This is a genomic window from Faecalibacterium sp. IP-1-18 (assembly GCF_023347355.1).
Taxonomy (GTDB): domain Bacteria; phylum Bacillota; class Clostridia; order Oscillospirales; family Ruminococcaceae; genus Faecalibacterium; species Faecalibacterium prausnitzii.
Map to the genome: position 1 here is coordinate 2329381 of NZ_CP094472.1, position 13417 is coordinate 2342797.

The following is a 13417-nucleotide window of genomic DNA, read 5'->3' on the forward strand; positions in this document are numbered from 1 at the left end:
GGGGAATGGGGGCATTTTTTATCAAAAATCAACTGAGAGGAGTAAAAGCTATGGAGATCTGCTCCCGTTTTACCGGCATGGAGCGCAAGAACGGCGCTTTCCTGCTGCATACTGATAACGCTGATGTCAAGGTCTGCTTTGTGACCGATGAGATCGTCCGCGTCCGCGCAAGCTTTGACCATGAGCTGGCAGAGGAGCCCTACGTCCTGATGACCACCGCATGGGAGGATCGGATAAAGCCACTCCCTGACGCAGCCCTTTACAGGTCTACACGCATCCACCACACGCCCGATTCTTACACCAAACGCGAACTTGTCGGGGCGGGGCCCCTCCATCTTGCTTACGCAAGACCGTTCGGTCGCTTAAAAGCCCCACTGGGGCTTTCATTGCTCCGCTGCGCTTCGCAAACACGAACTTGTCGGGGCAAGGCCCCTCCATCTTGCTTACGCAAGACCGTTCTGTCGCTTAAAAGCCCCACTGGGGCTTTCATTGCTCCGCTGCGCTTCGCAAACGCGAACTTTTGAAAACACGTCACTTTCGGCAACTTGCAAGAAAAGACAAGGGAAACTTTGGCAAAAAGAGAGAGGGCTGGACGGTGCCAGCCCTCTTGACAAGGAAAAACACAAGGCTCTTTATTATAATAAAGCTATAAGAACATAATAAAGGCAATTATTTGAAATTTTTGAAAAAACAGAAATCATTTTGATGATATGGGACGTTTTAATAGACAGGAAGGGGGTGAACCGTATCCAGACAGAATTATTGCTGCGGAAAGTGCAGAGCGGAGATACGGGTGCGCTGGACACTCTGATTACAGCGTACTATCCACAAATTCTGAACTATTGCCGTTGGCATACAGCGGACGAGCAGCAGGCGCAGGATGCAGCACAGGAAACCTTTTTGAAAGCGGTGCGCTGGCTGGATTCCTGTGGTGGATTTCAGGGGGCATTCCGTCCCTTTCTGTACAAAATCGCAAAAAACATTTGCATCGATCTGAACCGTACGATGGAGCGGACGGAGGTATCGCTGGAGAGCTTGCCGGGCGAACCCGCCTATCAGGAAAGCGGCTTTGCTGCGGCAGAGGAGAAAGCAAACCTGCGAGCGCTGACGGCCCAGCTGGAGCCGGAACAGCGGGAACTGGTATTGCTGCGGTTCGCACAACAGCTTAAATTGCGGGAGATCGCGCAGATCACAGGTCTGCCCCTGCGCACAGTGCAGTCCCGCCTGCGTGCCGCATTGAAAACCTTGAAAATGCAATTGGAAAAGGAGGACTGGAGATGAATCGAGCCTTTGAAAAAGAACTGTCCAGAGCACTGGCGACAGAGCTTGACACAGCCGCACCGAAAACGCTGCTGCGCCGCTGCCGGGCGGAACATATCGTAAAACAACGGAGTGATTGGCGTGATTTGCTGCACTGCCAGTTCAAATTGCTGGGCTGGAAGGTCTGGGCGCTGGAAGCAATGGCGGCACTGGCGTTGTACAGTGTGGGCCGGGAACTTGCCCTGTGGGAGAAGGCATGGACATTACGCAATGCACTGTTTGGTCTGAGCACACTTGCCATGCTGACAGCCCTGCTCGGTCTGCCGTTTTTATACCGGGCAAGTCAATATAAGATGCTTGAACTGGAACAGGCCACATATGCAGGAATCGGTCGTCCGCTGGTGATGCGGTTTTTGCTGCTGCTGGCGGGGGAAACGATCCTGCTGGGAGTGCTGGTACTCAATGTGCGGGCAGCCGTGCCATGGAGCATCGGGCAATTGCTGGCGGTGTTGACCGTGCCATTCCTGACCGCAAACAATGAGCTGCTTCTGCTGCTGCGCTGGGTGCGCCCGGAATGGATGATGACCGGGGCTGTACCACTGTTTGCAGGGCAGATGTGTTTGCTGCGGTTCGTGCAATTATCGGAACTGCCGAAAGGTCTGCCGCTGGCGGCGGGTGTACTGGTGCTCTGCATGGTGTTGCAGTGCATCCGGCTTGCCGCCCGGTCAGAATATATTGCAGAAGCTTGAAAGGAACAAGTCATGGAACTGAAAATTCAGAATATTACAAAGCGATACCGGGATAAAACGGCGGTGGATGATGTGTCCATCACTCTCACGCCGGGTGTGTGGGGGCTGCTGGGGGCGAATGGTGCAGGCAAAACAACCTTAATGCGGATGCTGGCGGGCATTCTGCGGCCCAGCAGTGGCCGGATTTTGTGCGATGGGGTGGAGATTGGGACGCTTGGTGCGGCCTACCGGGAAAAGCTGGGGTATCTGCCGCAGGAATTCGGGTTTTACCCGGAATTCACGGTGCAGGACTATCTGGAATATATGGCGGCGCTCAAGGGTCTGCCGCGCACAGAGGCTGCCCGGCAGATCGACGCACTGCTGGAGCGGGTAAGCCTGACTGAGGTGCGCCGCAAAAAGATCATAAAGCTTTCCGGCGGTATGAAGCGCCGGGTAGGCATCGCACAGGCACTGCTCAACGACCCGGAAATTCTGATTTTAGATGAACCTACGGCAGGGCTGGACCCCGGAGAACGGGTGCGCTTCCGCAATCTGCTGTCGGAGTTTGCGCAGGAACGGATCGTTCTCATTTCAACGCATATCGTTTCGGATGTGGAATACATTGCGGCCGAAAATGCCGTGATGAAGGCTGGCAAAATCATTGCACAGGACACCACCGAAGGGCTGGTAAAGCAGATCGAAACCAAGGTCTGGCAGGGAAATATCCCGATGGAACAGCTTGCCCGGTGGGAACACCGACTGCGGGTGGTGAACCTGCGCAACGAGCCGGACGGAACGGTAACATTGCGGTATCTGGCGGATGCACCGCAGCTGCCGGACAGCATCCCGGCACAGCCCAGACTGGAAGATCTGTATCTGTGGCTTTTCCCAGAGGAAATGGAGGAAGCAAAATGAACCTGTATCGTTTGGAATTGAAACGTGTGTGCAAAACCCGTATGACAGCGATTCTGCTGGCCATTGCGCTGGTGCTGGCTGTGGTCATGGCATATCTGCCGGTGACCTTTATCGGCTGGACGGAACTGGATGCCAGCGGAAACAAAGTAAGTTACACGGGTCTGAAAGCAATCAGGAAACGGCAGGAGCAGCAGGTATCCGGTACCATCACGCCGGATGTCATGCAGGAAGCACTGGAAGCCTATCAGCGGGTGTACCGGCAGTATGATGCAAGCTCCATCAACGATATCCCGGTCGAGGTATTTTATAAAGAACTTGCCCGGTATCAGCCTCTTGTGAACAACGCAAAGGAAGCCTTTGCCGACCCGAAAACCGGCATGGCACCGGGCATGATGGGGCTGACCGCAGAGGATATGCAGAACTTTTACAGCCAGCTCCCCAAACGGCTGGAATCGGTGATTTGGCTGGAACAAGACGGAAAGACCGGCTATGAGCAGGCGCAGGCCATTGCACAGAAAAAGTTCGATGCTGTACAAAAACCGTTCACCTATTCATTTGGGGTCAGTCCAGACGCAATGGATTACCAGACCCTGTTGAGCTTGCTGCTCACCCTGCTGTGCGCGGTGATTGCGGCCCCGGTGTTTGCATCGGATGCACAGACCGGGGCGCAGGACATCCAACTGTGCACAAAAAACGGCGGTCTGCGGCTAGCAGCGGCAAAGCTGGCGGCGGCGTTTAGTATCACAGGGGCGGCGTATCTGCTCTGCGGCGTGGTGTGGATCTTGGTCACGAATGCTCTATTTGGCTGGGAAAGTACCCAAACTTCCGTGCAATGGCTGTTTTCTGTGACCAGCCTGCTGCCGTATACCGTTGGCCAGATGGAGTGGGTCATGCTGGTGGCAAACTTCCTGATCTTCTTTGCGGAGGTGGCCTTTGTGCTGATGGCATCCGTATGGGCCAAGAACAACCTGACCGCTTTGTCTGTGGCGCTGATCAGTGTGGTGGCACCGCTGATTGTTTATATGGTCGTGCCGGGCTCCTTTGGAGAATGGCTGTCCACCCTGATTCCGGCAGGGGGCATTGGGCTTTCCAACGCATTACTGTATAAAATGATTGGCTTTGATTTTCTCTATGCAGGCGGGCATGCCTTCTTTCAGGCAGATGTACTGCTGGCATCGGCACCGATCAAGATCGTTCTGCTCGTTGGATTGGCAGCATGGGGGTATCTGCGAAAGACCAAAGTGACTTAAGAGGAAACGCTACTGAAAAAAGTTCATCGGATGCATAGAAAACTGCATCGGATGAACTTTTGTGTCCTAAGCTCCCTGCCATGAATCATGGTTGTTGATGTACATTTGATGCGTGGTCTAACATTCTTTCCACAACTTTCTCGTATTATCTTTCAATAACAAGCACAAAGGCAGGCACACCATGTTTCCATAGTGTACCTGCCTTTTTCGTCTTTACGGGTTCAGTGTACCTACTACACCAATCCGCCTATTCAATTCTTACACCACACCGCTTTGTAAGGCTCCTTTTCGGGAAAACGTCCCAAAATTGGTGTAGTTGTGGTGTAGTACCGCAGATGTTGTTTGAAATCCGTTTTAAATTTCACCGTATCCGCGCTTTATTTTTGCGTTTTACTGCTCGATCGGCTTCATCGTGGGGATACTTTCCAGAACCAGCTTACAATGCTTCGTGATGCTTCACAATCGCGTTTTTACTTGCATTCCCGGTATTTATAATCCTTCGTGATTCGCCGTCATTCTCGTAGTTTTGCTGTCAATTTGCTGTCCTTGGAAGAATTTTGCTGTCAGACAAAATGCTCAGTAAGAGCCCTCTTTTGCTATCAAAAAATATCCAGTGTAGCAGCCAAACGCTCAAATGATTCCTGTTTTTTCTCCTCGGTCGCCTCGGCATAAATGTCCATCGTGGTCTGAATATCCTTATGCCCCATGACCGATTGGATGACCTTCAGGTTGGTCTCTTTTTCGCAAAGCCTTGTGCAGAACGTGTGTCGCAGATGATGTGCCGAAAAGTCCGGCAGCAGAACCGCTTCGCGATGCTGCTTCTTTGCTTCTACTTCCTCGCCTGCGTTGTAGTCTGCAATAATGCGCTTGATGGCGCGGTTCACAGATTGCGGATTCGGGACGTTACCAAAACGATTGCAGAAGATGAAGCCTGTCATACCATCAATCTCCACATCGTTCCAGCCGGATTCTTTCTGCTCCTCATGCAGCATTTCAAAGGCATCCTTCACAGTATCAAACATAGGGATCGTCCGAACGCCTGCTTCCGTTTTAGGTTTCGAGATGTGCAGAACAGAATTGCAGCTTTCGCCCACCGGGTAATAGACCAGACTGTGATTGATACTGATAGTGCGCCGCTCATAGTCCAAATCATCCCAGCGCAAGCCCAACGCTTCACCAATGCGGCAGCCTGTTCCCAGCAGTACCGTGAACAACGGCCACCAGTGGCAGAAGACCGGGTGATTGGCGATATGTTCCATGAACGCCCGCTGCTGCGGAATCGTCAGGGCATGACGCACACCAGTGGTCTGCTCGGAACTTTTCTTGATTTCTGCCATCACACCATCTGTGGGATTCTTGCGGACGATCTCATCCCGAACCGCCAGCTGAAAGGTGGGATGTAGCAGCGTATGAACGCTTTCGAGCGTGTTCGTCTGCAAGCCCTGCTTATCCAACAGGTAATTGTAGAATTGCAGCACATCCGAATACCGAATCTCTGCAATTTTCTTCTTGCCGAAGGTATCGCGGATGAAGCGGTCATACATATAAAGATAGTTGCTCCGGGTGGTCTGGCGTAGATTCGTTTTTAGGCTCATGTAGCGGTCAAACACAAAGTTGACCGTTGCTTTGCCTGCAACGTAAATATCCAGACCGTCCATCTGGTCTTTGGTGAACCGTGCTTCCTTCTCCCGAAGGGTCACAAGGTCATTTGCGTAGATGTATTTGCGCCGCCCCAGCGGGTCCGTGTAAGAATACGCATATCGCTTATCGGAGCTGCGCTGCATCTCACCTTTTCGCAGGGTACGCCCCCGCAGGTCTTTTCGTGTCGTTGCCATATCAATTCTCCTTCCCGAAAGAAGAAGGGCTTGATACTATTCAAAGTCGGACAAAACTTTGTCCAGCCCCTGCAAGACAACTTCTGTTACAGTCAGTTGATGTTGTTCGGCATAAGTGCAGATACGTTCATACAGAGCATCCTCCACCCGAATGCTCAAGGTTTTCTTTTTTGCATTTTCGGATTTTGGTCGTCCCATCTTTGCCATAGCTGCTCTCATACCTCCACAGTACCAGTATACTTTCCGTGTGACAGGAAGTCAAGCTGTAAAAAGCCCTTCTTGAAAATTTTTACGAAAAATCGAAAGTTCACACTCTGCTCATTGACATTTCGTCCTTGATTTGCTATTATAATGGTAACAACTCCCCCAGGCCTCTGCGCATAGCGTATGCACACTTGGGGGCGTTTTGCTTATAAAGGAGATTTTTCATGGCAGACAAGGACTTCAAAACGATAGACGAACAAATCGAGATTCTTCGTTCACGCGGCCTTACCATCGAGGATGAAGCCGAAGCAAAGGATTTTCTGCTGCGGAACAATTATTACCGTGTCAGCGGCTATTCTCTGACGCTCCGCAAGAACGATGTTTTTGCGAAGTCTGCCACGTTCCAAAATATCGAAGACATTTACAATTTCGACCATGAGTTCCGTCATATCATCCTGCACCATATCGAAACCATTGAGGTACAGATAAAGTCCATCTATGCCTATGAATTTACAAAAGTGTATGGGCCGTTGGGTTATCTGGATGCCGCAAATTTCTCCAATCAAGCAAAACATAAGGAAATCGTCGACAAAGCCAACCAGCAGAAGCGGCAGCGGCTGGCCCACGAAGCCTACTTAAAGCACTTCATCAACGACCTGCACCAAGAGATTCCGCTCTGGGCCTACGTTGATTTGCTGACAATCTCCGACATTTCTTTCCTGTATTCCATTTCCGAACGTCCGCTCAAAGAAACAATTGCCCATCAGTTCGGGCTTACCATGAATCGCGGCCCGGAAATTCTGGGGCAGTATATGCACAGCATGACGATTATCCGCAATCTCTGCGCACATGGAAGTCGCATTTACAATCGTCTCTTTGAGCAAAAACCTTCCCTCAACAAGAAAGAACAGGCGTTGCTGATCCGCCGCGAGGATGGCACGATGGATAACGCGCATTTCTTTGGGTTCTTCCTCGTCATGAGAAGGCTTCTGCCTGCTGAGAACTTTGCGGAAATGAAGGAAGCCGTCATTGCTCTGACGGAAAAATATCCGTTTGTGCGAATGGATTATTACGGCTTCCGGGATGACTGGAAAGAAAAGCTCTAATTTTGCATAGAATAAAGGTGACTTCTCCCACGAGCTGCTCTGCAGCGCAACACTGTGGGCGGTCTGGGGCCGGGGGATTTTCCTCCGGCCTATTTTTATGCAATGCGGAAGGTTTCCAGATACCGCTCGAAAATCTCACAGTTGACCAACGCCACCTTGTCGATTTTATAAACGGCTTTAGCTTCCTTTGCTAACTCCTGAAATTTTGTCAGACCAAGACTGTATTTTTCAGCCCCTTCCTGATAGCGGACAAACTTTTTCGCGTTCATTTTTGTTCTTTCAACGTCCTTTCGGGCGTAACCCATAAGCAAAACCCTCCATGTTTTATTTTTGATGTAAGTTCAAAATTGCCTGCTCACTCTGCTTATCCTGCACTTTTTGCACACTGTGAGCAGGCTGAGCAGGCTGAGCAGGGCTTTTTCAAGTTGATTCTTATTTTTAATCCCACGGACTTGGAACATCAACGGGTAAAAACAGGTCAACGGCTACATTGTGAAAGCCCCGGTTTGTGCCGATGCACTTATCATCATAGACAATGCCCAGACTTTTCTGATTGTCTTTTAGATGGTGGATAAAGGTGGATGCAGCCAGCGGCTTTTCCAGGTTATCCAGACACCAGCGTTCATAGACTTTATAGAAATCCGTGGATTTGCACTTGGCCCCCTTCCGAATTTCAAAGTAGCCCTCAGATTTGAGAAAGCCCAGAATGTTGTTGCCCTGCTCCATCGCTTCTTTCAGATTCGCGGCGGTGCGTTCGCTGATAGTAAATTGGTAATTGTTTTGAATCAGCCGATGCAGCCCCTCCAATGCCCAAAGCAAAATGCCCTCTTTTTCATTCCGCATCTTATCGATGAGGAAAGGATCGTCCACTCGGCCAAGAGGCTTTTCCTTGGTGGTGAGCAGTAGTTGGCGGCGATAGAAACCGTTGGACTTGTCATAGAGCGCGTGTAAACTGCCGTTTCCGAAGCAGGCAAACCGAACATACAGCGTACCCTGCACACTCTGCTGTCCTTTGCGCTCAATGTCGATTTTATCTTCCAGTGTAACAAGGGTCTTGATGTTGTTGGTCTGCGGCAGGGCCTCGGTTTTCATGTCATCGTCTACCAGAAGCAGCTTGTACTCCAAGCCTGCACGAGCAAAGCGGTTGGTTTCTACCTTTTGCAGACTGCCCGTGTACATACTGTTGCCGAACAATTCTCGCAGGATCAGCCCGATTCTGGATTTTCCCTCGCCGCCCTTGCCGACCATCAGCAGCATTTTCTGCGCTTTGGTAACAGGCAGCAGGCAATAGCCAATGTATTCTTGTAAGGCCGGAATATCTTCTTCGTATAGCAGTTCGTTCAAAAATTGCAGCCAGCGTGTCGGTGCTGGTGCTTCTGGCACATAGGAGATGGGCAGTCGGTTCATGCAGTATTCTTTTTCAGGGGTAAAGTGACCGTCCACAAAGTATGTGCCGTTTCGGACATGGATGCGGTCTGTCTGAATCTCCGGTGGTTCGGATGCACAGGCCAACTTAATCGCCTGCACAATATGTTCAATCCGCCGTGCTACGCTGGTGGTAGCGTAATAGCGGACTTGCTCATAGATTTCCTTCTTCAGTGGAGCTTCATCCTCTACCATGCCATCCACCGTGAACAGTCTGCCTTGAAAGCAGCGCATGGGGTGCAGGCTCAAAAAGTAGTCTGCAAACAATGGTTCAATGATTTTCCCGTTGTCACCCACCCAGTTTCGGGCGGGTGCACTATGCTGCATCTTCGGTTTCCTTGCATCGTTCGATTGCTTTTCCAAGGGCGGTCACTTCCTTTCCGTTCAATAGTTGTTGCTTTTCATTTGGACTTCCCCGCAAAAGAATATCCAGCAGATATTGCACACGGTCTGCATAGTGTAGACTTGCTACAAAACAAGGATGCAGGGATGCTTCTGGATTTTTGGGTGCATAGGCCATGCGCCAATTTGCCAGTAGAGAACGATAGCCACACAGGATTTTGTAGAATTGCTCTTTCGGACTTAGCGGTTTTTCCACCGGCTTGCAGGGAAGTGGTTGAAAATTATCTGTTGCAGAAAGTCCAAAATCTGCAGCCAGCTTTTCAGCCGCCTGCCGCAAAGAAAGTTGAAACAGTTTTGCGGTGAAGTCTATCACATCGCCATCCGCTCCACAGCCAAAGCAGTGAAACCGAAAATCCACTTTCATGCTGGGATTACGGTCTGCATGGAATGGACAGCAAATCATGCTGCTGCGGTTTGGACGAAAACCATAGGCTTCTGCGGCCTGCCGGGTGGTGATATTCAGCTTTACGATTTCAAATAAATTGTTGTTCTTGAAAGTTGGCCTCCTTTACAGTTCTATGCCATGACTGCGCTTCTTTGGTTTGGTGTATGTCTGCTCACGCTGATTGATTTCTTCCTGCCGCCGATGCAGCTTTTGTAGAACAGACGGACGAGTATTTTCTTTGATTTGCTCGATGGCAGGTTTTTTGATTTCCGGCTTTATAAGGACAGTTGTCAATCTTGCGGTAATCCTGTTTACTGCTGCAATAATATTTTTTCGCAGCGTTGTGATTTGATATGTGGTGTAGTCCAATGTTTCCTTGCTTGCCGTTCGCCCCGGCTCTTTCAGCCAGTCCAAATATATATCGACCTGTTCTGTGCTTGCTTTCAAAGCATCGTTCACAGCGTTTTCTGAAACAACAGCCACAGCTTTGTCGTAGGCAACCGCAGAAATCTCATCCAACAAGTTCTCGGTATCTTCAATCTTCTGAGAAAGTTCACTTAACTGTTTTTCCTGCTTTTGAATTTTTTTATCGTTGCTCAGAAGTGCTAGGGACTGATAGGTTGTACGGCGAACCTGCTGATGATGTGCTTTCTCATTCTCTTGTTTCAAATTTTCAAGCTGAGCGGTCTGTTCCTGTACGGCTTTTTCCTGTTGAGCAAGTTGTTCTTTTTGCTTTGCCATGATATAGTCCTGCTTTTCCAGATAAGCCCGTCCGCCGTATTCCGGCACTTCGTCCAGTTCCAGACCATGGTGTTTGGCAATCTCGAATAGCATCGTGCGGCAGGCTGCATCGAATGTGATCTTGCGGTTGTTATAACGGCCAAGGGGCTTGTCCGGCTTTGGTAGTTCAAAGCCAAGTGCTTCCAACGCCTTTTCTTGCTGGGGTGCGGTTTCGCCGTATTTGTTCTCGCAATCGAACACATGCCGTTCGTGGATGTGCGGCGTTCCCTCATCCAGATGTAACGCCCAATCCAGAATGTGAACGTGCTTGCCAAAGCGCTCATGGAACTTGTCCATGAATTCTGTGGCGATTTGAAAAAGCTCTTTCGGGGAAGCGTGGCTTTCCAATGTTCCAAGCTGATAGATGCTTTCTTCAGGGCAGGTTTTCTTGCTGACAAGCAAATCTTCGGTGGAGCGGTTTCGTTCTGTGTGCCGGATTTTGGCGTTGCGCTCATTCTGTCTTTCGGTAAAGTTGGTGTAATGGAGTTTGTAGTAGAGCTTTTCGACTTCTTCAAAGGTGTCAGCCAGACTATCCACATCTTTGGGCTGCAAGGCAGAACGGATGCCGTTGTAGCAATCCCAATAGATGTTTTGCTGGACACGTTCCGGGTCGATATGCTCGCTGTTGGTAATTTCAAAACTGCGGTCATTGTGCTTTGGGTTATAAGTGCCGTGCTTTCCGGCGCGGCCATTGTGTCGGGTCAGTTTCAGCGACCATCTCTCCTTTCTGGGGTCACGCAGAGAGCGCCGTGCGCGGGGTAGGGGCAACGCGGTGCAGCGAAGCTGCAAATCTGCCGCCTGCTATGCGCCAGATAATACCCAGTAGGATATGACGCACAGCATCACATCCACTGGGCAAGGCTGCCGCCCTTGACCCGCGCAAAGAGCCGGTCTCGCCTGTCGGCTCGGTCGGTGCTTCAAAAGGCCAGTGGCCTTTTGAGGTCGCCGCAGGCGACCCGCACCTCTCTGCACTCTTGCGCCGAACAACCTGACAGACAAAACTTTGCGAAGTCCTCTCTGCCAGCTTGCCCGGTTCTTCTTCGGTGTCGGTCTGCCCGCAAGCTGTTCCTGCCCGATTTCCTCCGGCGTATGGCTTCTTCTTGGTGCGCTCTTGTCGTGGCGGCGCTTCTCCGAAAAAGCATAGTGGCTTGCAGCCGATCATGTTGTTGTCAAGGTACAATGTTGTTTTGTAAGAAGTTGTGGACTTTCCAAAATGCAAAGGGGTTCGTTTCTGAAAGTAGTCCCTACACCCTATACAAACTTAAAGGGGCGTTTTTAAACCGGGTCTTGCGAAAGTTCAAAGAAAATTCACTATTCTAACGTGTCCCTATACCTATAGCATTCTAAAATGGGTGTTTGGCAACCTAATTTTCAAATTTCGCTTGGAAAACTTCTTACACCAATATGAATCTATAGGGCTATTTTGAAATACAGTTTTGAAAATTTTGTTGAATTGACTAATTTTAGAATATAGATTTTGTTCATTTTCCACTTATAGAACCAGAGAAAAGCTGTTTTACAAAAGATTTTGAAAGCCCCTACACTAATAGGAATCCGCAGAGCTGTTTTGGAATACAGTTTTGGAAATTTCACAAATTTGGAGCAAAAGGAAAACGGCAAAGTTCGCAATGAAACTTTGCCGCTCTTGGGTGAGACTGTATTATTGTATTAACTGATACTGAAAAAATTCGAAGAGTTCTTTATTACTGTGATAGTAATCGGAAGCTGCACGCGTTAATTTTCCGCAAAGGCTATAAAGGTCCACCTTCATTCCACAATCCGAACGAGCACCATCGTAGTTTAACGCGAACTCAGATGAAGTTATGTGTTCATCCTTGTTAATCACGAGAATAAAGTAATCCATCATGCAACGCTTTTCTGTGATTCTGTTATTGTCGATATTGGGAGTTCCTTGATATATCCAAAACAATATTGATTTCTCGGCGTTCGCTGGGGTACAAGTCGCGCAGGATGGCGGATAGCTTTGCACGACTTTCCAAGCACTGTGGATATTTTATTAGGATAATATTTAAATTCATAGATTTTTTAGTCTGCTTTATTAATCCGCTGCCAATTCCTTAGTCAGAAAATTTGGAATTTCATCCATTTCTATTGGAATATAAGAATGAAAAATCAAATCTTCAATTGTAATCTGTCCCCAATTGGGTCGTCCATCAATCTCTTTAGCCAGCGCATGTAATTTTTTGCTTTGGAGAATTTCAGACGATATACTTTTTGATATAAAGTAATTGGAACTGTATGCAAAGATAAGATAGTTGATATATTGTAGTTTCTTTTCATACGAAAGAATGTTAAATTGATTTTGAAGCTGTCTGTATACCGCATCTTTACTATGGTAAAAAAGCAATATGACACTCGTGCTTTTCAAAGGAAGAACAAGCAAATGCAAAATCTGCAACTTATCAGAGTGAATTTCTGCTAAATCGTTTATTTCGTTATTCCAAAGATCATGTGACGGAGATAATAAACATTGCGCCGCTAAGGGAACTCTATATGGAAGCACCTCATAAAAAATAATACGAAAAGGGTTCTCTGATGGAGATTGAAGAATGCTTTTATAGAAACAAAGTTCATCTTCAAACTTCTTTATTGCATTGTTGACACTTTTTTCAATATAACCATAATCGGCCTTAAACTCAATTTCTTTGATGATTTCCGAGTAGAATGCTTTCTCTTCTATCTTTTCATCTAAGGTGTATAAAACATTTTTTATACAAATTTCAGCCAAAATCTTGTCAGTTAGATGTTTCTGAAGATTACGCTCATTTTCATAATCCTGAAAAAAACGTCCATCACATTCACGGCAAATTCTTTGAAAAATGCCAGAGTTCATTACTCCTTTTTCAACATCAAGCGATTCGATATCCATAAAGATGGACGGATGAAATACCATTCCACTTTCAGCGATATATTTGAGCGAAAATTGTGGAACTGAATGTGATTTGCAAAATCCATCTGTTTTCTTTCCACATAATAAGCATCGTGATCCCCTTGCCTTTTTCTTAACTCTATTGTAAAAACGGCTCAATATGATTTTAGATTCAATATTGTAGTCATCCAGTCCCATATATCCTCCTGAATAATGATCTCTGTTATCTTGGCCGAT

At 48.3% G+C, this 13417-nt stretch carries 13 protein-coding genes; 6 read left to right on the plus strand and 7 right to left on the minus strand.

From position 1 onward, the window contains the following. The first annotated feature begins 50 nt into the window (after nucleotides 1–50). The 5 genes from MTP43_RS11110 to MTP43_RS11130 all read left to right on the plus strand — a co-directional run bounded on the left by MTP43_RS11110 (nucleotide 51) and on the right by MTP43_RS11130 (nucleotide 4153). Nucleotides 51–524 (plus strand): DUF4968 domain-containing protein, encoded by a 474-nt coding sequence (locus MTP43_RS11110; RefSeq protein ID WP_238057093.1) that lies wholly within the window; start codon nucleotides 51–53, stop codon nucleotides 522–524. Between the two features lie 214 nt (nucleotides 525–738). Further along, nucleotides 739–1281 (plus strand): RNA polymerase sigma factor, encoded by a 543-nt coding sequence (locus MTP43_RS11115; RefSeq protein ID WP_227622277.1) that lies wholly within the window; start codon nucleotides 739–741, stop codon nucleotides 1279–1281. Beyond that, complete coding sequence (locus tag MTP43_RS11120) at nucleotides 1278–2009, plus strand: hypothetical protein (RefSeq protein WP_097785650.1); 732 nt, start codon at nucleotides 1278–1280, stop codon at nucleotides 2007–2009. Before MTP43_RS11115 ends, MTP43_RS11120 begins: the two co-directional genes overlap by 4 nt. Nucleotides 2010–2021: 12 nt before the next feature. Continuing rightward, nucleotides 2022–2903, plus strand: coding sequence for an ABC transporter ATP-binding protein (locus tag MTP43_RS11125; protein ID WP_097785649.1), 882 nt, complete (start codon nucleotides 2022–2024; stop codon nucleotides 2901–2903). After that, entirely contained in the window at nucleotides 2900–4153 is a 1254-nt protein-coding gene (locus MTP43_RS11130) for an ABC transporter permease subunit (protein ID WP_097785648.1), read from the plus strand. The genes MTP43_RS11125 and MTP43_RS11130 overlap by 4 nt, the downstream gene beginning before the upstream one ends. Nucleotides 4154–4752: 599 nt before the next feature. On the opposite strand, the gene MTP43_RS11135 is transcribed toward MTP43_RS11130, so the two are convergent. Continuing rightward, a complete protein-coding gene (locus MTP43_RS11135) occupies nucleotides 4753–5988 on the minus strand; it encodes a tyrosine-type recombinase/integrase (protein WP_113620839.1) in 1236 nt (411 codons plus the stop codon). Nucleotides 5989–6024: 36 nt separating this feature from the next. Then, on the minus strand, nucleotides 6025–6195 hold the full coding sequence (locus tag MTP43_RS11140) for a hypothetical protein (protein WP_173014760.1): 171 nt from the start codon (nucleotides 6193–6195) through the stop codon (nucleotides 6025–6027). 221 nt (nucleotides 6196–6416) lie between these two features. On the opposite strand from MTP43_RS11140, the gene MTP43_RS11145 reads away from it, so the two are divergent. Continuing rightward, on the plus strand, nucleotides 6417–7298 hold the full coding sequence (locus MTP43_RS11145) for an Abi family protein (RefSeq protein WP_005920585.1): 882 nt from the start codon (nucleotides 6417–6419) through the stop codon (nucleotides 7296–7298). Between the two features lie 95 nt (nucleotides 7299–7393). Here MTP43_RS11145 and MTP43_RS11150 read toward each other — a convergent pair whose 3' ends face one another. From MTP43_RS11150 to MTP43_RS11170, 5 genes are all read right to left on the minus strand, one after another. Further along, a complete protein-coding gene (locus MTP43_RS11150) occupies nucleotides 7394–7603 on the minus strand; it encodes a DUF6462 family protein (RefSeq protein ID WP_005920587.1) in 210 nt (69 codons plus the stop codon). Between the two features lie 133 nt (nucleotides 7604–7736). Next, nucleotides 7737–9050: a DNA primase family protein gene (locus tag MTP43_RS11155; RefSeq protein WP_005920590.1), complete on the minus strand. Its 1314-nt coding sequence runs from the start codon at nucleotides 9048–9050 to the stop codon at nucleotides 7737–7739. Further along, nucleotides 9040–9528: a CHC2 zinc finger domain-containing protein gene (locus tag MTP43_RS11160; RefSeq protein WP_080545278.1), complete on the minus strand. Its 489-nt coding sequence runs from the start codon at nucleotides 9526–9528 to the stop codon at nucleotides 9040–9042. Before MTP43_RS11160 ends, MTP43_RS11155 begins: the two co-directional genes overlap by 11 nt. A 105-nt stretch (nucleotides 9529–9633) precedes the next feature. Then, a complete protein-coding gene (locus MTP43_RS11165; RefSeq protein WP_223474613.1) occupies nucleotides 9634–11079 on the minus strand; it encodes a hypothetical protein in 1446 nt (481 codons plus the stop codon). Nucleotides 11080–12349: 1270 nt separating this feature from the next. After that, on the minus strand, nucleotides 12350–13378 hold the full coding sequence (locus MTP43_RS11170; RefSeq protein WP_044959558.1) for a hypothetical protein: 1029 nt from the start codon (nucleotides 13376–13378) through the stop codon (nucleotides 12350–12352). Between the last annotated feature and the right edge of the window lie 39 nt (nucleotides 13379–13417).

Bases quoted from the DNA above. Each gene is read 5' to 3' on its own strand.
- MTP43_RS11160 (WP_080545278.1), bottom strand. From the start codon at position 9,528: ATGATTTGCTGTCCATTCCATGCAGACCGTAATCCCAGCATGAAAGTG.
- MTP43_RS11125 (WP_097785649.1), top strand. From the start codon at position 2,022: ATGGAACTGAAAATTCAGAATATTACAAAGCGATACCGGGATAAAACG.
- MTP43_RS11110 (WP_238057093.1), top strand. From the start codon at position 51: ATGGAGATCTGCTCCCGTTTTACCGGCATGGAGCGCAAGAACGGCGCT.
- MTP43_RS11170 (WP_044959558.1), bottom strand. From the start codon at position 13,378: ATGGGACTGGATGACTACAATATTGAATCTAAAATCATATTGAGCCGT.
- MTP43_RS11145 (WP_005920585.1), top strand. From the start codon at position 6,417: ATGGCAGACAAGGACTTCAAAACGATAGACGAACAAATCGAGATTCTT.
- MTP43_RS11130 (WP_097785648.1), top strand. From the start codon at position 2,900: ATGAACCTGTATCGTTTGGAATTGAAACGTGTGTGCAAAACCCGTATG.
- MTP43_RS11140 (WP_173014760.1), bottom strand. From the start codon at position 6,195: ATGGCAAAGATGGGACGACCAAAATCCGAAAATGCAAAAAAGAAAACC.
- MTP43_RS11120 (WP_097785650.1), top strand. From the start codon at position 1,278: ATGAATCGAGCCTTTGAAAAAGAACTGTCCAGAGCACTGGCGACAGAG.
- MTP43_RS11155 (WP_005920590.1), bottom strand. From the start codon at position 9,050: ATGCAGCATAGTGCACCCGCCCGAAACTGGGTGGGTGACAACGGGAAA.
- MTP43_RS11135 (WP_113620839.1), bottom strand. From the start codon at position 5,988: ATGGCAACGACACGAAAAGACCTGCGGGGGCGTACCCTGCGAAAAGGT.
- MTP43_RS11150 (WP_005920587.1), bottom strand. From the start codon at position 7,603: ATGGGTTACGCCCGAAAGGACGTTGAAAGAACAAAAATGAACGCGAAA.